This window comes from Corynebacterium sp. SCR221107 (assembly GCF_027886475.1).
Classification (GTDB): Bacteria; Actinomycetota; Actinomycetes; order Mycobacteriales; family Mycobacteriaceae; genus Corynebacterium.
Genome location: NZ_CP115670.1, coordinates 807,778 through 829,787, shown reverse-complemented (window position 1 = coordinate 829,787; position 22,010 = coordinate 807,778). Strand labels below are relative to the sequence as shown.

At 61.4% G+C, this 22,010-nt stretch carries 16 protein-coding genes and 1 pseudogene; 9 read left to right on the top strand and 8 right to left on the bottom strand.

Annotated elements, in window-relative coordinates; translation table 11 throughout:
* Nucleotides 1-93: 93 nt before the first annotated feature.
* Entirely contained in the window at nucleotides 94-468 is a 375-nt protein-coding gene (locus tag PAB09_RS03800; RefSeq protein WP_271034732.1) for a DUF4190 domain-containing protein, read from the bottom strand.
* Between the two features lie 386 nt (nucleotides 469-854).
* On the opposite strand from PAB09_RS03800, the gene PAB09_RS03795 reads away from it, so the two are divergent.
* Nucleotides 855-1,010 carry a hypothetical protein gene (locus PAB09_RS03795; RefSeq protein ID WP_271034731.1) on the top strand — a complete coding sequence of 52 codons (156 nt, stop codon included), beginning with the start codon at nucleotides 855-857 and terminating at the stop codon, nucleotides 1,008-1,010.
* Between the two features lie 27 nt (nucleotides 1,011-1,037).
* On the opposite strand, the gene PAB09_RS03790 is transcribed toward PAB09_RS03795, so the two are convergent.
* Nucleotides 1,038-2,015: a DUF4190 domain-containing protein gene (locus PAB09_RS03790; protein ID WP_271034730.1), complete on the bottom strand. Its 978-nt coding sequence runs from the start codon at nucleotides 2,013-2,015 to the stop codon at nucleotides 1,038-1,040.
* Between the two features lie 643 nt (nucleotides 2,016-2,658).
* Nucleotides 2,659-4,575, bottom strand: a complete 1,917-nt coding sequence (locus tag PAB09_RS03785) for an FAD/NAD(P)-binding protein (RefSeq protein WP_271034729.1) — start codon at nucleotides 4,573-4,575, stop codon at nucleotides 2,659-2,661.
* Between the two features lie 161 nt (nucleotides 4,576-4,736).
* Here PAB09_RS03785 and PAB09_RS03780 point away from each other — a divergent pair, with 161 nt between their 5' ends.
* The 6 genes from PAB09_RS03780 to PAB09_RS03755 all read left to right on the top strand — a co-directional run bounded on the left by PAB09_RS03780 (nucleotide 4,737) and on the right by PAB09_RS03755 (nucleotide 11,522).
* The gene (locus PAB09_RS03780) at nucleotides 4,737-6,359 is read left to right on the top strand and encodes a TIGR04028 family ABC transporter substrate-binding protein (RefSeq protein WP_271034728.1); all 1,623 of its coding nucleotides are present in this window, start codon (nucleotides 4,737-4,739) and stop codon (nucleotides 6,357-6,359) included.
* The gene (locus PAB09_RS03775) at nucleotides 6,359-7,288 is read left to right on the top strand and encodes an ABC transporter permease (RefSeq protein ID WP_271034727.1); all 930 of its coding nucleotides are present in this window, start codon (nucleotides 6,359-6,361) and stop codon (nucleotides 7,286-7,288) included. The genes PAB09_RS03780 and PAB09_RS03775 overlap by 1 nt, the downstream gene beginning before the upstream one ends.
* A 3-nt stretch (nucleotides 7,289-7,291) precedes the next feature.
* Nucleotides 7,292-8,086, top strand: a complete 795-nt coding sequence (locus PAB09_RS03770) for an ABC transporter permease (protein ID WP_271034726.1) — start codon at nucleotides 7,292-7,294, stop codon at nucleotides 8,084-8,086.
* On the top strand, nucleotides 8,083-9,666 hold the full coding sequence (locus PAB09_RS03765; protein WP_271034725.1) for a dipeptide ABC transporter ATP-binding protein: 1,584 nt from the start codon (nucleotides 8,083-8,085) through the stop codon (nucleotides 9,664-9,666). Before PAB09_RS03770 ends, PAB09_RS03765 begins: the two co-directional genes overlap by 4 nt.
* A gap of 45 nt (nucleotides 9,667-9,711) precedes the next feature.
* Nucleotides 9,712-10,812 (top strand): CMD domain-containing protein, encoded by a 1,101-nt coding sequence (locus tag PAB09_RS03760; RefSeq protein WP_271034724.1) that lies wholly within the window; start codon nucleotides 9,712-9,714, stop codon nucleotides 10,810-10,812.
* A gap of 83 nt (nucleotides 10,813-10,895) precedes the next feature.
* The gene (locus PAB09_RS03755; protein ID WP_271035258.1) at nucleotides 10,896-11,522 is read left to right on the top strand and encodes an SDR family oxidoreductase; all 627 of its coding nucleotides are present in this window, start codon (nucleotides 10,896-10,898) and stop codon (nucleotides 11,520-11,522) included.
* A gap of 336 nt (nucleotides 11,523-11,858) precedes the next feature.
* Here PAB09_RS03755 and PAB09_RS03750 read toward each other — a convergent pair whose 3' ends face one another.
* From PAB09_RS03750 to PAB09_RS03735, 4 genes and pseudogenes are all read right to left on the bottom strand, one after another.
* Complete coding sequence (locus PAB09_RS03750) at nucleotides 11,859-12,071, bottom strand: type IIL restriction-modification enzyme MmeI (protein ID WP_271034723.1); 213 nt, start codon at nucleotides 12,069-12,071, stop codon at nucleotides 11,859-11,861.
* Nucleotides 12,052-13,156: pseudogene (locus PAB09_RS03745) on the bottom strand (type IIL restriction-modification enzyme MmeI); the annotation flags it as partial. The pseudogene PAB09_RS03745 and the gene PAB09_RS03750, both read right to left, overlap by 20 nt.
* A 367-nt stretch (nucleotides 13,157-13,523) precedes the next feature.
* On the bottom strand, nucleotides 13,524-13,730 hold the full coding sequence (locus tag PAB09_RS03740) for a hypothetical protein (RefSeq protein WP_271034722.1): 207 nt from the start codon (nucleotides 13,728-13,730) through the stop codon (nucleotides 13,524-13,526).
* Nucleotides 13,731-13,878: 148 nt separating this feature from the next.
* Nucleotides 13,879-16,686 carry an FAD-binding and (Fe-S)-binding domain-containing protein gene (locus PAB09_RS03735; protein WP_271034721.1) on the bottom strand — a complete coding sequence of 936 codons (2,808 nt, stop codon included), beginning with the start codon at nucleotides 16,684-16,686 and terminating at the stop codon, nucleotides 13,879-13,881.
* A gap of 182 nt (nucleotides 16,687-16,868) precedes the next feature.
* Here PAB09_RS03735 and PAB09_RS03730 point away from each other — a divergent pair, with 182 nt between their 5' ends.
* The gene (locus PAB09_RS03730) at nucleotides 16,869-17,981 is read left to right on the top strand and encodes an AI-2E family transporter (protein ID WP_271034720.1); all 1,113 of its coding nucleotides are present in this window, start codon (nucleotides 16,869-16,871) and stop codon (nucleotides 17,979-17,981) included.
* Between the two features lie 185 nt (nucleotides 17,982-18,166).
* Here PAB09_RS03730 and PAB09_RS03725 read toward each other — a convergent pair whose 3' ends face one another.
* Complete coding sequence (locus PAB09_RS03725) at nucleotides 18,167-19,711, bottom strand: PucR family transcriptional regulator (RefSeq protein ID WP_271034719.1); 1,545 nt, start codon at nucleotides 19,709-19,711, stop codon at nucleotides 18,167-18,169.
* 189 nt (nucleotides 19,712-19,900) lie between these two features.
* On the opposite strand from PAB09_RS03725, the gene PAB09_RS03720 reads away from it, so the two are divergent.
* Nucleotides 19,901-22,009, top strand: a complete 2,109-nt coding sequence (locus tag PAB09_RS03720) for a hydantoinase/oxoprolinase family protein (protein WP_271034718.1) — start codon at nucleotides 19,901-19,903, stop codon at nucleotides 22,007-22,009.
* Nucleotide 22,010: the final 1 nt, after the last annotated feature.

Sequence of the window (22,010 nt, the reverse complement as noted above, 5' to 3'; positions counted from 1 at the left end):
TAACCTTCGATCCCCTCGGCACTCCTCAGGCTTTCGATTCGACTTCCCATTTATCCGATAGTCGCCGCCATCGCATGCGAAAAGGCAACCAACTCAATAACCAGAAACAGCGCTCGGCTCGGGTGCAGCGACCAAGCCTGTGATCAGTGACCCAAATACCAACACGACGCCGATGAAAAAGGCCGTGAATGCGTATCCCGCCAAGAGTCCGAAAATTGCGAAAACCATTTCAGATTCACGCCGTTTCTTCATCTGAACCAGCGCAAGGTGCCCAAAGATGATCCCAAGAAAGGGGACGAACCAGACCGAGATGGCTGCGGCGATGGCCATCGAATTGGTGGGCGGAGAGGGCCGCCAACTTTCTGAGGCCGCGCCTCCTTCAAAAGAGTCCCCGCCGGTACCGCCACCGATGTCGAAGAATCCCCAGCCATCGTCATCACCGTCGCCGTCGCCACCACCGTCGCACATGGTTACCTCCTTCCAATGCCCGCCGTTGCTTCCTCAAGCACATCCAAAGTGTGTTGGTAGTCACAGCATAATGACTCTCGACTTCATCCGCAGCACACCAATGGCAAGCAGTCTTGCTTCCCTCACCACACTTTCACTTGATGACCTGCATTGATACGGTTGCAAGATTCAGAAAAAATACCGATATGACCCAAACGGCACTGAGTGACTGGGGTCCTGTGGACGTCGGAAAGCACAGTAACCCGGCACCATTCCAAGGCAAAAGCACGAGTAAACAGAAGGTAATGGCCATCACAAGCGCAGGCTTTCCCGGAAGTCGCCCCCAGGGACAACCATGGGCACCACAGAAAAAGGTGGGACTCGTCCCGCCTAAACTTCGGATGGAAATGATGGCCGACCAGCGAGTTGAGGTTGAAGCCCAGATTGCGCTGCTAAACGACATGCTGGACTACATCGACCACAAACAAGCCCTATACACCGACATGCTAGACGGCAAGATCCCGCGTCTTACTCTTACCGCACGCAGTCAGGCCACAGCGTAGCGGCGTGGCCACCGCCGATGACGTGTCCTACCCTCGGTTACCTGCTGCCATACAGTCGGTAGCAAGGTCTACCGGCACCATGGCCACCGCGCCGGCCCGCACCGGATCGAAGCTTGCGTCAATCTCACCGGTTTCGTAGACGGCGGCCACGGCAAGGATTTCCTCGCGCACGTCGGGCTCCTCGATGCGATTGGCGAAATCGCTTAGCCAACGCGCCTGGGCGCGCAGGGATTCCGGGGTTGTCTCCAGTTGATCAAGCGTCGGGTCAGTAACCAGGACATCCATGTAATCGAAAGCCGCAGCACAGTTTTGATCACTGACCTTCGGCGTTGGAATGTCACCCCCTGTGGAATTGAACTCACCCAAAAGGGCGTCGATCTCGCTATCGCTTGGCGCCGCCAGCGCTGCGTTGGGGTCACCCAATACGTCGGTGACAGAGTTTTCCTCTGGGATTGCCGGGGAGCTATACACCGCGCTGGGTTGGTTTTTGGTAGATTCCAAGCTTTCAATTCCCTTGTCTACGGCCATGCCGACGCTGAAAAACAAAGCAATCGCGACCAGCCCAAGGACGGTGAAGACGTAGCCCAAGACGGTGCCCGCCAGCGCCATCCCGCGCCCGCCCTGCCCGGTGCGCTTGATCTGCCCTAGGGAGATATGCCCCAGGATGATTCCCAGCAGCGGGACGAAAAACGACGACACCAATGCCCAAACGGCAAGCGAATTCGTCGCCTGCTGCGGTGGCAACGGGTTTCCACCGCCGCCATAGTTCCCGCCATAATTGCCGCCACCGTAGCCACCGCCGTTGCCTACAGCGCTGTAGCCAGCACCATAGCTACCGCTGCCGTAGCCAGCGCCGCTTCCACCAGCGCTTGACCCATAGCCATTGGCTTGTGCTGCGCCGTTGGCTTGGAGCTGATCTGTATTCCCCAAGCCGTAGTACCCAAATTCGGCGGTTGCATCGTCAGCTTGGAATCCAGGCTTTTTCGGATCATAGGGGTTGGTCATAATCTTTCTCCTACTTCCAATTCGATTACCGATGCCACCTAACAAACCTTGCGAAATGGACTTTTGCCGCTCGATCCGCCACGAGGATGCCACGGTGATGCCGTTTCGGACGCCGGGAAACCCTCATCACAAAAAGCAACCCTTTTGTGCCCGCAGTCACAACAACCGTATTAGCGCCATATTGTAAATGAAAGCCACCCCCTGCCCAGCACTTAAACTTTCCACCCCAAAACCCCTACCTCACGTCACGGTGTCACAGCAGCTTTCGATGCTTCGCCCCTTCAGCACTTCACCACTTCAGCCCTTCAGCACAGCACCTCCTCCGCACAGCGGCGCAGGCCAAGCTGACGCAACCTGACGACCTCTCCCCCTCGCTCTCCCTGCCCGTTGCTCCCGCCCCAAGAGACCAAGCTGTTGTCCAGCAAAGCGATGACCCTTAGCTCACATGGGGGCATGTTTGAGCCAAGGGTCTGTCTATCCTCTGCAACCTGCACCATCGTATGAAGCCTGCACCCATCGGTGTGCAAGATCAATGTCCAGGTTGCGAGTTTTTTGCCAACGCTTGCTTGCCGACGTCTACGTGCCTGCTTCCCGACGTTCGCTTGCCGACGTGTACTTGCCGACACCCACCAGCGCGCTTGCCTTAACCGCCGATGACCTCGATGAGGTGGCGGGCCACCTTGTCGGTTTCTTGCAGCATCAAGGGATCGGTGCCTGGCATCGGCGAGATGGTGGTGTCCGGCAACTGAGCGTGCGTGGGAATACCCACTAGGTGCAGTCGCGGGTCCGGGGTGCCGTCGCGGCGCACAAGCTGCCGGGTGGACGGCACCACCTCAGGCGAGGCGGTGGGGATTGCGGTGCCATCGGCTGCGATTTCGCCGAAGGGGCGCTGGCGATCGCCGAGGGACAACGCAAGGGGATCGGCCGGGGTACGCACGTCGGGATCGCGCATCCAGGCATCGATGAGCACCGGTGAGGATACCGGCTCACCCGTCGTGGCGGTGGTGATCTGAAAACCCTCCGAGTTCGCCACAAGTTGTGGACGCGCCCCCAAGAAGGTCACCAGACCGGCATCGACAAGCGCTAAGAGTTGGCGAGTGCGAAACAGCGGCGGCCCGGAGCCAACCATGCCGCCGAAGGCCATGAACGCGTTGAAGCCATCGCTGCGCGACTCGTAGGAATAGCGGCCCTCCGAGCCCAAGATCCAGGCAGGTTTGCGGGCAGCAGAAACCTCCCACAGCCCGGCCTTTAAGGCCGAGTCACGGGCAGCAACGGCCGCAGAGATGTCGCGGGCTAAGGCATCGGCGATGCGCGCGGTTAATGCTGTTGTGTCTTCGCGCAGCCCGGCCAGCGGATCTTTCCACATGCGCAGGCTAAAGCGGTCTTTGGGATCGGGCACGAATTCGGCCACGGCCTCTTCGAGCGCGAGATCCACGGCGTCGACCACGCTGGTTGAGGCAGGGAGAGCGCCAGCTGCGTCAACGCCGCGGTTGGTACTGCCCAACGGCCCGCAGACGGTATCGATGGCAGCTACCAGTTCCTCGATGCTGCCGGTGATCGCCCCGGGGTCGACCCTGTGCAGCGTGCGATAGTAGGCCTCAAAGGAGTCGGCGGCGATCGCCGGCCACACCTGGGCATTGAAGTCGATGCCGGATTGCCCGGACAAGGCGTTGACCACCGACTTCAACCGGGACAGGGTGGCCGCTGGCGGCAATGAGTGATATTCGCTCTTCGGCAGGTACGGATAGCCGCGCCCAGAGGTCACCGCCAGCTTCGGCTCCTGGCCGGAGGGCTCATAGCGCAACCCTGAGCGGGCGTGGGGATCGTCGATGAAGCGTCCGCCACGGCCCACGCTCAGCAGCGCCATGACGTCAAAGAAGCCCATCCCAAGCCCACGCACGAGAACTTCTTCACCCGCTGGGATCCGGGAGAGGTCTTGTTCCACCGGGTTATCGGGAGCGACCCACAGGCCGAACTCGCTGTTGTCCTCCAGCTGTGGGCGCTGCCAGCCGGTGGCCATGACGGTGGCATGGGCAGTGATCTCCTGGCCGTCGGAAAGCGTAATCACATCGGCGTTCGGCGCAGACGGTGACTGCCGGATGCTTAATGCGCGGGCGTTGTACTCGGCGACCGTGACGGTGTCGGGGAGCTGGCCGAGAGCGACCTGGTACACCCAGCGAATATAGGCGCCATATAGCGCACGGCTGGGGTTGGATTCCGGGCGGGTGGCCGCGATTTCGGCTGTGAAGGAGGAGTCGACGGAGATCGGGTACCGCGCAACCAACGCGGCCTTGGGCGCGGGGATGGACTCGCCACGGATGGCCTGGATCCACTCGTACATGGTGGGACCTTCGAGAACCGGTGCCTCAACTGTAGCGCCGGGCTCGGTGAAAAGGGTGACCGCCCCGGCGAGAGTGTTCATGCACAAAAGGTGGGTTTGCGCGGTGTCCCAGACCCTGCCCGCACCGATTTGTGCGTCATCGATCAAGACAAGCTGCACTGGAGGGTCTATTTCTTGCGCAGCGATGCGCTCAATGATGGATACGCCCCGCGGACCCATTCCAATAATTGCAATAGTGAAACTTTTATTTTGCACGATAACCAGCTTTTTTAAATGTGTACTTAGTAGTGTGTTGGAATTATACAACCCTGTCTACTACAGTGTGGAATCCACAGTTATTTAACAATGCTGCCTTTATTCTGTATTAGAAGGAATCCCCTATGAAGCTCATGCCCATCATCGGCATCCTGGCAACAGCTGGGCTGCTAGCCGGTTGCAGCGCAAGTGCCCAACCCGCCGAGGCCGATAACACGCTGGTTTACCTTCAGCCGAACACCTTTACCTCCTTATATCCGCCTGCGGCGGGCTATTATCCCAACGGAGGCGTGGTCAACCAGATCACCGACCGCCTCCTGTACCAGGATCCGGAAACGCTGGAGCTTCAGCCGTGGATCGCCACCGCGCTCCCGGAAATCAACGCCGATGCCACCGAGTACACCTTCGACATCCGCACGGACGTCACCTATTCCGACGGCACCCCCCTGACTGCAGAAAACGTGGTGAAGAACTTCGATCTGTACGGCAAAGGCGACAAGTCACGCACGTTGACGGTAAGCGAGCAGATTAACAACTACGACTTTGGCGAGGTCGTCGACGAGGACACTGTCCGCTTCCATTTCACCGCCCCCAGCCCCGGCTTCGCGCAGGCAACCAGCTCCTACAATGCTGGTTTGCTTTCCGACGCCACCTTAGGCCTCAGCAACGAGGGCTTCGCGCCCGGCAAGGCCACCCAGATTATCGGGTCGGGCCCGTTCGTCATTGCCGAGGAAAAGCTCGGCACCGAGCTTCTCATCAAGGCCCGCGAGGATTATGACTGGGCCCCGCCCTCACTGGAGCACCAAGGCCGCGCCTACCTCGACGGCGTGCGCTATATCCTCGCCCAGGAAGAATCAGTGCGCGTCGGCGGGCTGGTGGCAGGTCAGGCTGACATCGCCCGCCAGATCGAGGCACCAGTAGAGCGACACCTCACCGACCAAGGCCTCACCGTGGCCTCGGCTCCCACCAACGGTGTCAACAACCACCTCTCCTTCCGCTTCGGACACCCACTTCTTCAGGACATCCGCGTGCGCCAGGCACTTATCCACGGCATCGACCGCGAGGAGATCATCCGAACCCTGTTCTCCGACTCTTATCCGCTAGCCACCTCGATCCTCGCATCGACGGCCTTGGGCTATGTCGATCAGGGCGATGCCTACACCTACGACCAGGAGCTTTCCTCCTCATTGCTCGACGAGGCAGGCTGGACCGAGCGCGGCGCCGACGGCATCCGCATCAAGGACGGTCAGCGCCTAAGCCTTAATGTGAACGAGGCACTTCCGCAGCCTCGATCGCGGGAGGTCATCACCAAGATCCAGGAGCAGCTCGCGCGCATCGGCGTGGAGATCACGCTCAACCCCGGCGACCAAGCCACCCAGACTGCGGATTCCGCGGATCTTAACAAGGTCCAGATCCGCCACTCGATGGTGGGACGCGCCGACCTGGATGTGATCAAGTCCAAGTTCGCCGTGGACAACCGCAACGCGCTGCGTAATACCGACCCGGAGACCGGGCAGCCTTTCGACACCAAGCTGGAGGCGCTGTTGAACACTGTTGCTTCCTCCCCCAGCCAGGAGGCGCGGCTCAAGGCGGTCGCGGACGTGCAGGCCTACCTCACCGAGCAGGCCTACGTGCTCCCTCTATTTGAGGAACCACAGGTCTACGGCCTGCAGCCGTATGTCCACGGCTTCGAAACCGAGTCCATTGGTCGTCCTTGGTTCTACAACACGTCATTGGAGGAGAAGTAATGACCCGCAACCAGATTCTCTCCCGCATAGGCCAGGCAGTGCTGGTACTCTTGGTCACCTATACCGTGGCCTTCTTGCTGCTGCACGCGCTTCCCTCTGATGCCGTGGCAGCCCGCTACGCCAGCCCCGAGCTGGGGCTTTCCCCGGAACAAGTCGAGGAAATCCGCGAGCAAACCGGTGCAGATCGCCCGCTTCTTGCGCAGTACTTTGCCTCGCTATGGGGCTTCGTGACCGGTTCTTTCGGCTACTCCACCCAGACGGGAACCGCGGTGTCGGCGCTGATCGCAGGGGCGTTTCCCTCCACCTTGGCGCTGGCGTTGACCGCCTTTATCCTCGCTGTTATCTGGGCGCTGCTCATTGCGGTGGCCGCCGCTACCTCGAGCAGGGTGCGCGGTTTCTTCCATTCCCTACCCGCTTTCCTGGTCTCCCTGCCGAGCTTTTGGCTGGGCATCATCTTGATCCAGCTCGTCTCCTTCAAGTGGGGGTTGGTTCCGGTCATCGGCGCCTCGAGCCTGCAGTCGCTTATCCTGCCCGCCCTGACCTTGTCTGTTCCGATCGCCGCCCCCTTGGCCCAGGTGTTGTTGCGACAGGTAGAGGAGGTAGAAAAGGCCCCGTTCGTGACGGTCGTGCGTGCCCGGGGCGCTGGCGAATCGTGGGTGTTCTTCCGCAATGTGTTGCGCAACGCCTTGCTTCCGACGATCACCATCGCGGGCATCTTATTCGGCGAGCTCGTCGGCGGCGCCGTGGTCACCGAGGCCGTGTTCGGCCGCCAAGGCATCGGCAACCTGACGGTAGCGGCGGTAGCCAACCGCGACACCCCGGTGTTGCTCGCCGTGGTTCTCATCGCCGCGACCACCTATGTCCTCATCAACTTGCTGGTGGATCTGCTCTACCCCGCCATCGATCCGCGCCTACGCAGGAAGGCATAACTCATGAATAGGAAATCCCCCGCCACCATCCTCGCCGCGGCCGTGCTCATCGTGGCGGTTGTCGCCGCGCTGTTCCCGGGGCTGTTTACCTACGGCAACCCCTACTCCGGCCAAGCCGAGGGTCTGCTGCCGCCGAGCCTGAACAACTGGTTCGGCACCGATTCCGTGGGCCGGGATCTGTATACCCGCGTGGTCTACGGCACCCGCCAAACCCTGCTCGGTGCGCTGATCGCGGTGCTCGTCGGTCTGATCGCTGGCACGCTCATCGGCCTTATTGCCGGTGCCAGCCGCGGCATCGTGGACGCCGTCGTCATGCGCATCGTGGATGTGCTGCTGTCGATCCCCTCCCTGCTGCTTGCGCTTTCGGTGATTATCCTGCTCGGCTACGGTACCCTCAACGCCGCCATCGCCGTCGGTGTTACCTCGGTGGCTACCTTCGCCAGGCTGGCGCGCTCCGAGGTACTGAAAGTGCAGGCACTCGAGTTCGTCGAGGCCGCCTATGGCAGCGGTGCCACCAAGCTGCAGGTGTTGCTGCGCCACATCCTGCCTAACTCCTTGGCCCCGGTACTGGCGCTGGCCGCCGTCCAGTTCGGCTCCGCGATCTTGCAGTTATCCGTGCTCGGCTTCTTGGGCTACGGCGCCCCGCCGCCCATCCCGGAGTGGGGTCTGATCATCGCCGACTCCCGCGACTACATCGCCACCAGCTGGTGGTTGACCGTCCTGCCCGGTGTGGTCATCATCGCCGTGGTGATGTCCACCAACTACCTCAGCCGCATCGTAACGAAGGAGAACCGATGAGCCTTATAGTCACTAACCTCGCGGTCACCTACGCCACTGGCCGCGGAGTGGTTCAGGCGGTCCAAGACGTCAGCGTGGAGGTTGAACCGGGAAAGATCACCGCGATCGTGGGCGAATCCGGCTCGGGTAAGTCCACCACCGCACAGGCCATCATCGGCCTGCTGGCTAATAACGCACAGGTCACCGCGGGTTCCATTTCCCTCGACGGCCAAGAGCTGACGACCACGAACTCCTGGCACAGCATCCGCGGGCGCCGTATCGGCCTAGTTCCGCAGGATCCCAACAACTCGCTCAACCCGGTCAAGACCATCGGGCAGTCCGTGGGCGAGGGCTTGGCGATTCACAAGGTGGGCACCCCGGAGGAGCGCAAGCGCACCGTGTTGCAGTGGCTGGAGAAGGTCGGCATCGACGACCCGGAGCGCCGCTACAATCAATACCCGCACGAGCTTTCCGGCGGTATGAAGCAGCGCGCGCTGATCGCCGCGGCCCTTGCCCTGGAACCGGATTACATCATCGCCGATGAGCCCACCAGCGCGCTGGACGTGACCGTGCAAAAGGTGATCCTCGATCTCATCGATGAGATGCGTGCGCAGCTCAACATCGGTGTCTTGCTGATCACCCACGATTTGGCCGTGGCCGGCGACCGCGCCGATCACCTGGTGGTGATGCAGCACGGGCAGGTTCGCGAGTCCGGCATTGCCGCCCAGGTGCTCAACGAGCCTAAGGACGCCTACACTTTGCGTTTGCTTGCCGATGCCCCGTCTCTGGCAACCGCCGAGGTGTCTTTGCGACCCAAGCGGGCAGGTTCCCCCACCCTCCTCGAGGTCACCGAGCTGTCACAGGTCTTCGGCGATTTCACGGCGGTCGACAACGTCTCCTTTACCGTGGCGCGCGGCACGACTCATGCCATCGTCGGCGAGTCCGGCTCGGGTAAGACCACCACCGGGCGCGCCATCGCAGGTTTCAGCAAGCCCACCTCGGGTTCGATCCTGCTCGATGGCACCAGGGTCGAGGCGGGCAAGCGCGAGCTGCACCGCAAGATCCAGCTGGTGTACCAAAACCCCTACTCCTCTTTGGATCCGCGCCGAACCATCGGCGCCACGATCGCCGAGCCGCTGACCAACTTCAAGCTCGCCTCCAAGTCCCAGGCCGTCAAGAAGGTGGAGGAATACCTGGAGCTCGTGTCTTTGGACCCTGCGCTGGCTAGTCGCAAGCCCGCGGAGCTTTCCGGTGGTCAGCGCCAGCGCGTGGCCATCGCCCGCGCGCTGATCATCGAGCCTGAGCTCGTGGTCTTGGATGAGGCCGTCAGTGCGCTGGATGTGACCGTGCAGTCGCAGATCCTCAAACTCTTGGCCAAGCTGCAAGACGAGCTAGGCCTGACCTATGTGTTCATCTCCCACGACTTGGCGGTGGTGGGTCAGATCTCCGATACCGTCTCGGTGATGAGCCACGGAAAACAGGTGGAGTTGGGTACCACAGAAGAGGTCTTCAACAACCCGCAGACCGACTTCACCAAGCAACTGCTCAGCGCCATCCCGGGACGAAAGTTCTTGGACGGCTCGCTCAACGTTGGCTTGTAAGACGAAGCACACACAGAACAGTACGAACGCAAGGACGATGCTTCTATGACTGACACGACTACCACTACTTACCCCACTGATACTTTTGACATCATTGACATTCTCTCCGGGATTGGCCCGCAGCAACGCCAGGCCCGACGCTTGCGCCCGGCCGCGGTGGAAAACGCCCAGGCCAGCTTCGAGGCGTTGCTCGAGGGCGCCCTTCCCGAGCGCTATGCCATCGCCGCGGAGGTGGCGCGCCTGCTGCGCATCCCCTCGGCGGTGGACTTTTACGAGGACCTAGGCGCCGACGAGCCGGTCGAGCAGGGACCGCGCCTTTCCGCCGGGTTGGATGTGGCCCGCCTCTTGACGCTTGCCCCGGCGCGATCCTCCCGCGAGGTGATCGGCCATCTCGCGCAGCACTATTCCGACGATGAGATCGTCACCGTCACCCAATTAATTTCCTTCCTCAACTTCCAGCTGCGGGTGGTCACCGGTTTGCAGGCGCTGACCGGGCTCAGCAGCCACGGCCTGGCCGATGTGCCGGTCCCGGACACGAGTACGTGGGTGGCCGGCCCGCGCGTACTTGATCCGCATGATCCAGAGCCCGAGGAGTTCGTGCGCTTTTCTTTGGGCTGGACTCCGTGGGTGGCGCCGGTTCCCACCGAGGAACTCACCGCTGAACAGCTAGATGCCCTGGTCGAGCCTTCGCGTGCGAGGTTCCCATATTTCCAGTTGCTCGCCCGCGACCCGAAGGCGTTGAAGGCGCGTACTCTGACAGATTTCGACATCTTCAACAATGAGGACGGCGGGATCGACCGAGCGCTGCGCGAGTTCGCCGCCGCTGCTACCAGCCGCTATAACGGCTGCATTTATTGTGCGAGCGTGCACGCCGCACGTGCGGTGGATCTGTCCGGCAATGAGCGCGACGTTGACGCATTGCTTGCCAATCTCGATGCGGACTTGCACGCACCCGGTTGGAGCGCGGTGCGCGACGTGGCGGTGGCGTTGGCGAAGCTGGAGATTTCCCCAGCCCATCTCACCGCCTTGGGTACCGACGTTGCCGCTACCATCGATGTCATCAACGCCGCCGCTTTCTTCAACTGGGCAAACCGTTTGATGCTGGTGCTTGGCCAGCCGGTGTTGCCGGAAAGGTACCGCAAGTGAGTCACCCGGAAATCGCCACTGATGGCGCCTCCCAAAACCCCAAGCCGCGTCCGATTGCCGTGGTCACCGGCTCGTCGGGTGGCATGGGGCGCGAGATCGTCGCGGACTTGGTCCGCGATTATGAGGTCATTGAGATCTCCCGGCGCGCATCCCCCGGCCACGACTTAACCTCGCTGACGCTGCCTGCGGCGCTGGCAGGCATTGAGCGCATTGATGTCCTGGTCCACGCCGCGGCCATTGCCCACCGTCGAAGCATCGCCGAAGCCAGCGCGCAGGATTGGGACGAGCACTTGCGCCTGAACGTGGTGGCACCGGCCATATTGACGAGGGATCTATTGCCGGCGTTGCGCCGCGCGGGCGGGCAGGTCATCTTTATCAACTCCGGTGCGGGCCAGGGTGCGCACCCGGGGAATGCGGTGTATGCGGCCAGTAAGCACGCGCTGCGCGCGGTGGCCGATGCGTTGCGCAAGGAAGAACCCCTCATCCGGGTGGCTACCGTCTCCCCGGGTCCCACCGATACGGACATGTTGCGCGGTTCGATGGCTGAAACCGGCCAGCCGTATGTTCCGGCGCATTACATCGACCCGGTGGAGGTAGCCAAAGCAGTGCGCATGGTGGTCGACGCCGGACCTTCCACCCAAATCACCAACGTCGATGTGCGCCCGCGCATTGAGCTTGCCGATCGCACCGACTCCCCCGCCCACATCTAAACCAACAAGCACACTACAGAAACGCTGACGCTTGGCTTCGCCCTCGTGTCGGCGTTTACTCCTTTCATACCCTTGCTTGCTTTCCGACGTCCACAGGCCACATGTCCGCAGGCCATTTCTCTACCCCACTTATTCCGGGCGAATTGTTGTTGCTTAGTTGTTTGAAACAACTCGGCCACAACTCTGCCGATAAATTACCCTTATTTGGCACCTTTTCCGCAGCTCAGGGTAGTTGTTTTGAGTTGTTTGAAGTTGTTTTTTACTCCACAGATTTCGCGTTCTTTCAATGATCGAAACCACTCGGCCGGCTCAAGCCATCCCTGTGATTTCCTGTATTCATCGGCTATCTCTCATTTCGAGGCTTCTGCGTACAGCGGGGAACAGGTGCGCCACGATGGCTGCCTCGCGCTTGTCGTCATCGAGCTCGCTGAAGTCAACCCCATAGGCAGCCTCTACTGCACGATCAAGTCCATCATGGGCTTTGGCCAGCTCGGGGTACAAGAACGTGTCGTCAGGGTCGTAGAGATCAGACAATATTTTCGAGCTCATCCGTTAAAGAGTCGAGGAACAAGGGGTCGATGACCTTGTGGATGTTCTCTGGGCTCGTGTAATGCATCCCTCCCTTAGCGCGGGTTCCCGGGTTGAGTGTCGACTCGAAGACGCCACCGAAGATAGTGGGGCTGATCTGTGCCCAGTCGGTGTCGCGTGAGACCTCCTCGACCAACAAGGAGTTCATCTCCGGGGTGAAGTTGGGGATCTCCACCTCGCTCTTTTCCGATTGACGAAACAACCCACCGTTAACGTAGGGGAAGGCTTGAAGCTCCTCACTCAAAATAAGGATCACGCTGATCAACAGGGGTGTCCAAAACGCGGAAAAGCTCAATGAGACCGCTGCGCACCTGATTGGGACGCAGTTCCTTCAAATAGCCGTAGAAGGCATCCTTGCCGAATAACCCTGCATCCTCAGCAAAGAGGCAAAAGACCAGTCTCACGCACAAAACGTTGAGTGAATGCTGGCTGGCTTCACTATCTGGATCCACATATTGCTCGCGCAAAGCCTTATACAGCGTGCCGATGAGCTGGCCAGCATCCATCGAGACCTGCTCTTCACGCTGGTGCCTTGCCCGCTGCGGATCGACGAGGAAGTCCAACAGGTGGAATTGGTCCGGCAGCTCATCAAGACTAAATGCCAGATAGTCGGATTCGGGGTGCACATGGTCAAGATCATGAATGCGAAACTCTTGGAAGTTGCACACGATGATGAAGCGCGGCCTGAGAGAATAGGGCATTGAGTTTGCATAGGATAATGCCTGCTCGAATGGAGTTACGGGCTTACCCTGGCGAACTTCGGCCTTCTCTAAATCAACGTTAATAGCCTTCTGCTCGACGATCGTCTTGGCGTCGCTAATCATCACGTCAATAAATCCGCCACTGGCCGCGCGCTCCTCATAGCGGACGTTGGTAACCACATCATCCATCCCGACGACGTCGCTGAGAGGGTGGTTCCAAAAGGTCGCCGTGTCGCCCTTCTCATAACCCCTACCCTTCCAGGTATCCCGAAATTGCTCAGCAGCAAAACGGCTGCGAGTAGAAGGCTGATGACTTTGAACACTTTGGTTCACACGCGAGGTCATAGCTAGGAAGTTTATTACAAGCCATGCTCAAAGAGTTCAGAAGAGCCCTTGGGCTTAGCCGTCGAAAAGCAATGCCTCCGCAACAAGAAATCTCAGCTCGAAAGAGCAACTTCGACAACTGGGACCAGATACGAAACACCTCAAAAGGTATCCACTCAATGTCACCACTTCTGGAGTTCCTATCGCAGGTCATCACAGTTGTTTGAAGTTGTTCAAAGTTGTTTGGTGTTGTTTAGAGTTGTTCTTTCCCCCGATACCTGCACTGGCGCGGTGCCAGCCTGCTCGGGCCGCGAACTGGCAATGACACGTTCGCGTGCTCGTGGGTGTGGGGTGCGGGTGGCGTCGGACACGACATGGCCGCCTTGGCCTAGGCGCGGGCCGGGCGTGGGCGCAGGAGCACGAATACGGTGCAGATGAGGGTTACGGCCCCTGGGATCAAGGCCACTTGCAAGTGGCTAAAGACGCGGGTCATGGCGCCGGCGGCTAAGCCGGGGAGGGCGGCGCTGCTATAGGAGATAAGATAGACGGCGCTCAAGATCCCGGCGCGCTGGGCAGGTTGAGCGTCGGAAAGCAATCCCTGCAGCGCGCCTGAAAACGCGGCACCCGAGCCGGCGCCGGCATCCTAGTTCGATGGCGGCGTTGTGTTTTCACGCCCTGCTTACCGACGCCCACAGGCGGGTAAGACCGTAGGCGTCGGCAAGCAGGCAATACCCTGCTGTGTGCTAGGGACGGCTAGCCAGCTCCAGCAGCTCGAGGACGTGCTGATAGGGCTGCCCAGTGGCGCGGGTTAGCCCCAGTTCGCAGGTGCGGTTGAGCGAGGCGTGGTACTTCGCGCCCAGGCGCTTGACCTCGGCGGCCTCCGCCTCGGTGGCCGAGTGGGTCAGCTCCGGGTGCAGCATGCCGCGATCGCCGGCGTATCCGCAGCAGTTCCAGTCGGCGGGGATGGTGACCTTCTCCGCCGCGGCCTGGGCCACAGCCTCCAAGTCATCGATAATCCCTAAGTGGGTGGACGAGCAGGTCGGGTGCAGGGTCACCGACTCCAGCCGGTGGTTAACCGTGATCCTTGGCAGCACATGATGGCGCACGAAAGTGACCGCATCGATGACGGTGATGCCAACCTCCTCGGCCATGGCCTTAAAGCCTTCACTGCAGGAGCTGGCGTCACACACGATCGGCCGGCGACCGTGATCGGTTGCCTTCATCAGCGACTCCTGGACGCGCTTTTTCATGATCGCGTGGCCTTTCGACATGCCCTTAGAGGTCCACGGGGTGCCGCAACACAGCGAGTCGATATCGGCGGGGACTTCCATGGCGATGCCAGCGCGAGTAATCAACTGAACGAAGGCGTCGGTAGCGCCCACGCCGGTGCCGCCGTCGACGGGGCCGAACATTGTATTGACGCAGGCCGGGACGTAGACGGCGACCGGGTCCACACCTAAAGCGCCGACGCGGGTTCCCAGACGCGAACGCAGCTTGCCACCCTTGCCGAGCTCCGGCTGGTATTCCGGCATGACGTCCTCGCCCACCAACTTGCGGGCTACATCGGTGACAGCCTTGGTCAGCGAGGTCGGCAGGTAGTTGACCCCGGTCAGCGCCGCCGAGGCCACCGGCGGCACTGCCTTCCAGGCCTTAGCGGCAGCGGTCCACATGCCCGGCACCACCGCGTTGCCGGCCTCGTTGCGCTCACGGCGCAACGACTTGATGAATTTTCCGGTGTCGATGCCCACCGGGCAGGCGGTCACACACATCGAATCCACCGCGCAGGTGTCAATGCCCTGGTATTCATATTCGCGTTCCAGCTCCCGGGCGTCGTCAAGCCGCCCCTCGGCCAGCGCTTTGGCCCGCGCGCGGCGCACGACGATACGCTGGCGCGGGGTGAGGGTCAGGTTGCGCGAGGGACACACCGGCTCGCAGTAGCCGCACTCCACGCAGCGGTCGATAGCCTGCTCCACCTGCGCGTTGAGCTTGATATTTTTGATGTGCGCCAAGGCGTCCTCGTCGATGATGACGCCGGGGTTCATGATCCCGCGCGGATCGCAGGCGGATTTCAGCAGCTTGTGAACCTCATAAAGCTCGTCCCCGTATTGGCGACGCACATAGGGGGCCATCGCGCGCCCGGTGCCGTGCTCGGCCTTGAGGTTTCCCTCCGCGGCGAGGATGAGCGAGACCATCTCCTCGTTGAAGTCGTTGTAGCGCCCCAGCGCCTCCTCGCCCTCGAAGCGGTCGGTGAGCAGGAAGTGGATGTTGCCGTCCTTGGCATGGCCGAAGATGACAGCGTCGTCGTAACCATAACGGATAAACAACTCCTGGAGGGACTCGCACGTAGGCGCGAGATCCGCAACGGGTACCACCACGTCCTCGAGCAGCGCGGTGGTACCGGTGCGTCGCGCGCCCGCAACGGAGGCGTAGAGGCCGTTGCGGAAGGCCCAGGCCACGGCGCGGTCGGTGGGTTCTTGAGAAAACTCCGCGGCCGCCCGCAGCTTCAACTCCCCCAGCAGCCGCGAGCCCGCCTGCTCCAGGGCGTGCAGTTGTTCCTTTTCGTTCGCGTGGTATTCGATGAGCAGGGCCGCCTGCTTTTCGACGTCAAAGCCCGTAATCGCGGCGGGTACCCCGGCCAAGGACTGGCCGACCTTTATAGAAGAGGAGTCCATAAGCTCCAAGGTGGCAGCGCCGGTGTCCAGCAGGGCTGGCAGCGCGCGGGTGGCACCGTCGAGATCATCGAAGACGGCGACGGTGGTGGTGGCCAGCTTCGCGATCGGCACCGTGCGGAAGACGGCCTCGGCCACAAATGCGAGGGTTCCCTCAGAGCCGATGAGCAGGTGCTCCAACAGCTTGACGGGGCTGTCAAAGTCGAGGAAGGAGTTGAGGCCGTAGCCCATGGTGTTCTTCAGCGCGAAGTGCCTGCGGATGGTGGCCACGGACTCGGCGTTGTCGCGCACCCGGCGCTGCAGCCGCATTAGGGTTTGCTCAAGCTCTGGTTCCTTGGCATGAAGCTGCTGGTCGGCATCGGCGTCGGCCGTGTTAATGACGGTGCCAGACGGCAGCACGAAGGTCATCGACTCCAGTGTCTGATAGGTGTTGAACTGCGTGCCACATGCCATTCCGGAGGAGTTGTTGGCGATGACCCCACCGATGGTGGCGGCCCCGGAGGAAGCCGGGTCGGGGCCGAGCTTGTAGCCGTAGAGGGCCAACCGCGCATTGACCTGGCGCACCGTGACACCCGGCTGCACACGCACCCGTTTGCCGCCATCGAGCACCTCGACGTTTTTGAAGTGTCGGCGGGTGTCGACCATGATGCCGTCGCCGGAGGCCTGACCCGCAAGCGACGTGCCCCCGGAGCGCAGTGTCACGGGGATGTTCTGGCTTGCACCTGCCCGGAAGGCGGCGGCTACCTCGCTGGCATCTCGTGCGACGACGATCGCTTGCGGGGTAAATAGATAGTGGGATGCGTCGGAGGCATACTTCGTGCGCTCGATGAGTGACGTCCGTACGTCTTCAGCCGCGATGGAATATTCAAGCTGACTGTTCATGCACCCCATCCTAGTGGTGCGGCCACTGCCGCGTCCCGTAGCCACTGCCCTTTCCACTCGCGCAGCACCGATTACCCCCCTTTTGCTCACCAGCAGAATGGATTCATCGGCGGTGTCATGCGAAAACCGGCCCCGGCGCAGGCATTGTTTCCACCGGTAGTACCTGTGCCACTATTGAGGACATGAAGTCCCTCATGTCGCGCCTGCAGCGCGATGTTCCCTACCCCGTCATCGTCGCCGCCGCCTGGTCGCTATGTCTTATTCTCATCGCCGGTGGTGTGATGGTGGCGGGCCGGGTGATTGGCAAGATCACCATGGTGCTTATCCCCTTGGCGATCGCGTTGCTCATCTGCGCCATGCTTGAGCCACTGAATCGCACCCTGCGCGACAAGGCACACTTCCCCAAAGGCATTGCCGCTCTTGCCACGGAGTCTGTTTTTTTTAGCATCGTCATCGCCGCGTTCGTCCTAGCAATCCAGCGGCTTACTTCTGGTTTTAGGGATCTACTCAGCGGCGCCACCCAGGGCATTAATCAGATCAGCGACTGGCTGCAGAATGGGCCGTTGCATCTTACGCTGCCACATAATTCGCAGCTTTCCGAACGCCTCAATTCGCTGGCCAGCGGCGGCACGAGTTCTCCGTTGTTTTCGGGTGCTATGAAGGTGGGCACCACCACGGCCGATTTCGGCGCGGGTTTTCTCATTTGCCTTATCGCGACCTTCTTCTTCCTACTGCAGGGCAAGCAGATCTGGCGCTTCCTGCTGAACTTCCTGCCCGCACATTCCCGCCCAGCCACCCATGAGGCCGCCCGTCGCGGCTGGGTGAGCCTAGGTTCTTATGCCCGCGCACAGCTGGCCGTGGCCGGTATCAATGCGATCGGCATCGGTGTGGGCGCATGGGCGCTCGGCCTGCCCCTGATCATCCCCATCACCGTGATCGTCTACCTCATGTCCTTCATCCCCATCGTGGGCGCCTGGCTGTCGGGCTTCGTCGCCGTCCTCATCGCCTTCGTTGACAAGGGTTTCTGGATGGCGGCAGCAATGCTCGTGGTGGTCATCGTGGTTCACCTCATCGAGGCGAACGTCTTGCACCCCTTCCTCATGGGGCACGCCGTCAGCGTCCACCCCTTGGGTGTGATCGTCGCCGTCGCGGCGGGCACCTACCTCTTCGGCCTGCCCGGCGCGCTGTTCGCGGTACCGGTGGTGGCCACGCTCAATAGTTTTATCCGCTATCTTGTTGGCCAGGATCCCTTCCCCGAATTGGGAACGCAGACCACCACCGATCGGGCGTCCTAGCGCTTGCACTTTGCTTGCCGACGGCTAAAGTTAGTCCGCCCATCGCGAAGTGCAAACCGGCAGGCGTTTCGCAGCCCATACCTGACGATGTAAGCACGATGGGCCTGCCGAGAAGTCTCGTCGTGAATACATCGCCGCCTCGATAATTCATATCGGTGCGAAGCCGTAGGCGTCGGCAAGCACCTTCAGCGCTCGCGTGAGACAAGCGTGCGCCACAAAGACCACAGCACGAGGTCGGCTTCGTGGAAGCTTATCTGGCCCGACAAAGCCTCGATGCGGTTGCGCACAGTGTTGGAGTGCATGCCGAGGCGTTTGGCCGCTTTGGCGACGCTAAAGTTCTCTTCCTCCCAGGTAACGCACACCGACACGCCGTCTTTAATCTGACCGATGGCGGAGTCGAGACCGCCAACCGCATCGCTGAGCGCATCCTCCCCCAGCAGGGCCGCGGCCTTTTGAATCGCACTGCAGTCATCGAATCCGACGCTGTGGGCCAACTTCTTTTCCGCGACGATGGCCGCAACGCTTGCTTCCCGGCACGCCAGAGGGCCTTGCCCCACCTGGAGAAACCTCGCTGAGATCCCCACCGGGCCGGGCAGGGCCGCAGCAAGCTGGCTCACCGCATCCGAGTCGGTGGTCAACACGAGGGTCCGCCCCTTGCGATAGCCAACTAACAGCGGGATTCCATAACGGGCACCGAGGCTTGCGATGTCGCCAACGATCTCCGAGCGAAAGGCATCCTTGGCCGTGCCGGCAATGAGTAGCCGGAGGCGCGCGCGGCGGGAAAAGCCACGGCCGATGAGCGATCTTTCAAGCTCATCCTTGTCAGAACTCTCCGCACACAGACTAGCCAGGAGCGCAGATGAGTCTGCGAGCTGGGAATGCTCCATGTGTCTGCGGGCGGTAAGCACGCCCAACAGCAGTTCCTGGAGTGCGACAAAGCTCGGGTCCTCCACGTTGGGTGTGTCCACAGTCCGCCTGCCCAGCACCAACCACCAGGCCTGACCGGTGGCTCGACGGGTGGCGTCGGCAGCGATCAGCTGGGCAGCCACGTTCCACCGACCGATCATCATGGAAGGCCTGTCGCCGGATTCACCGTGCAGGGCGCGGGCTATGGTGCGCGAAGGAAGCATGCCCGCACTGGCCAGGACGTGCCCATCAAGATCTAAAAGGAGGAGAGCATCTCCGGACAGCGAGGCATAGCTCGCCAATAGCGCGGACTCGGGAGACTGGCTCATGAGAGCCTGGCTGAGGTGGGCGATGGTTTGGAGCTTTCGCCATGCCTGATGATGAGGCTGACGCCGAAGCAGCTGATCGACGGCAGCACGAACGTCCAGCCGGGTCATTCCCCCGGTGGCCAGAAGCAGGGTAGCCGGGGCGCTTGCTGCGGCTTCCACCGCCGCAGTTGTTACTGCCGCTAGCGTCGGCGCAGCCTGCGTGGGCGGCACGGTCGGCACTGTCGATCCGTCCGAATCGGCGGTTGTGGCAAGCGTTTCGCCTTCCACGAAGACGAGGCCTGCCGCGGTGGTGAGCCTGCGCGCTGCCTCCAGTGGACGCGCCGTGCGGGAGGGAAAGACCAGCCAATCCTCACCCGCCCCGTATTCCTCTGCGCAAAGACCTTGAAACTCGCCGCTGCCCTTGATGGTGCCCACCAACTTCAGCCGTGGCTCAACGAGGAGGAGGTCGGAGATCCTTAGCCGTGCGGGGGTGGGGTTGGTCGCCGAGGTCGCCATTTGTCACCTACTTGGCATCGCGATTGGCATTTCTTGGTGAAGATTTTAATGGGCATAACCACCTATTTTGTAATTCTGCTGAATTTTTTGCCTCCCATTTGGAGATATTTACATTGCCGCCTTTGCCGCCAACCCGCAATACTCCTCAATACCGATTGTTTGACAGGTATTTCCGAAAGTGAGGACCCCATGAGCACCAACAAACCCTTCCGCGTCTCCGTCGATGTCGGCGGAACCTTCACGGACGTGGCCATCGTCAATACGCTCACGCACGAGCTATCTGTGGCAAAGGTGCCGTCCACACCGGCCGACCCCATGATCGCGGTGATGGACGGCCTGCGCCAGGGAAACGTCGAGCTGTCCCAGGTCGAGGTCTTCTCGCACGGAACAACCGTTGCCACCAATGCGCTCATCCAGCGACGGTTCCCCGCCGCCGCGCTGGTGACCACCAAGGGCTTCCGAGACGTGCTGGAGATTCGCGACGGCACCAAGGATGAGCTGTGGGATGCCTACAAAGACGTCGCTGATCCCTACATTCGCCGCCGTGACCGCTACGAGGTGGAAGAACGCGTCGACTTCGATGGCACCGAGATCACCCCCCTAAATGAGGAGGAAGCCCGCCATGTAGCACGCATCCTCAAACGTAAGGGAATCGAGACGGTCGCCATCTGCTTCATCAACTCACACGCCAATGCAGCCCATGAGGCGCGGATGTACGAGATCCTGCGCGAAGAGCTTCCCGACGCGGCCATCTCCACCTCTTCGGAGATTCTGCCGGAAATCTTCGAGCACGATCGCTTCTCCACTACCGTCTCAAACGCGGTGCTGGCACCGCTGGTTACCGGCTATGTCAACCGTCTGTCCCGACAGCTAGCCGAGGGCGGATACGAAGGCGACCTGCTCATGCTCCATTCCGGCGGTGGCTCCATGACCCCGCAGATGGTGTCCAAGTACCCCGTCCGACTCGCGGCCTCCGGCATCGCTGCGGGCGCAATCGCCGTCCAAGACATCGCCACCCGTTGTGGCTACCCCAACGCCATCGGCCTCGAGATGGGCGGCACCTCCACCGACATTTCGCTGGTCTACGGTGGTGACATCCGCATCACCAAACAATGGCAGGTCGAATACGGCTTCCCCATCTGTTTCCCCTCCATCGAAGTGGGGACGATCGGTGCCGGTGGCGGCTCGCTGGCATGGATCGACGAAGCGGGGTCGCTGCGCAACGGACCACAATCCGCGGGCGCAGATCCGGGTCCGGTCTGCTACGAACGCGGTGGCACGGAAGCCACCAACACCGACGCAAACGTGACCCTGGGCCGCCTCGGCACCGAGCTGATCGGCGGTGCCCTCAAGCTCAACAAGTCCGCTGCCGAGGAGGCAGTGCGCAAGACCGTAGCCGATCCCCTGGGTCTCGATATTGAGACCGCCGCCGAAGACATCATTAAGGTGGCAAACGCGAACATGGCCGATGCTGTCCGCGTCCTGTCGATCCGGCGCGGCTACGACCCGCGCGACTTCGTCCTGGTCGTCGGTGGCGGCGCAGGAGCCCTCCACGGTGCAGAGGTCGCCCGGGACCTATCCATCCCCACCGTCGTCGTGCCACCACACCCGGGCGTGACCTCTGCCCAGGGCTGCCTGCTCGTGGACATCCGCCACGATATCTCCCAGATGTATCAGTCCCCGGTCAGCTCGGTGGACAAGGACGACCTGCGCAAGGCCTACGAGTCGCTCAAGGCCGAAGGGCGTGAGCGCCTAGCCAAGGAACACGTCCTGCCCGAACGCATGAAGTTCAAGCGCACGGCATCCATGCGCTATCGCGGCCAGTGGCGCTCCTTGACCGTGGAACTGCCTGAATCCGGCTCACCACTCGAGGACGCCGTCGCTTTGTTCCACGACGAACACGAGCGCGAGTACTCCTTCGCCGACCGCGACGGTGAGGTCGAGTTCTACCAGATTGGCATCGTCGCCATCGGCGAGTTAGATAGCCCGCCGTTTGCCCACTTTGAGGTGGTCGAGCACGAGGCCAGCACGCCCGCAACCTACCGTGACGTCTACTTCTCCGCAGGCGGTGGCTGGGCGAAGGTGCCCGTGTACCAGCGCACCGAGCTCGCCCCGGGCGCCACGTTGGTGGGCCCGGCGATCATCGACCAGCTAGATGCCACCACCGTCATCCCGCCGGGAGACGTCGCAGTGATCGACGAGTGGGCCAACATCCGAATCCATATCGGGCTGGCCGACACCAAGGATGAACTCCACTCCTTTGCCCACAACCTTCAATCCGCAGGCGTCAACGCCTAAG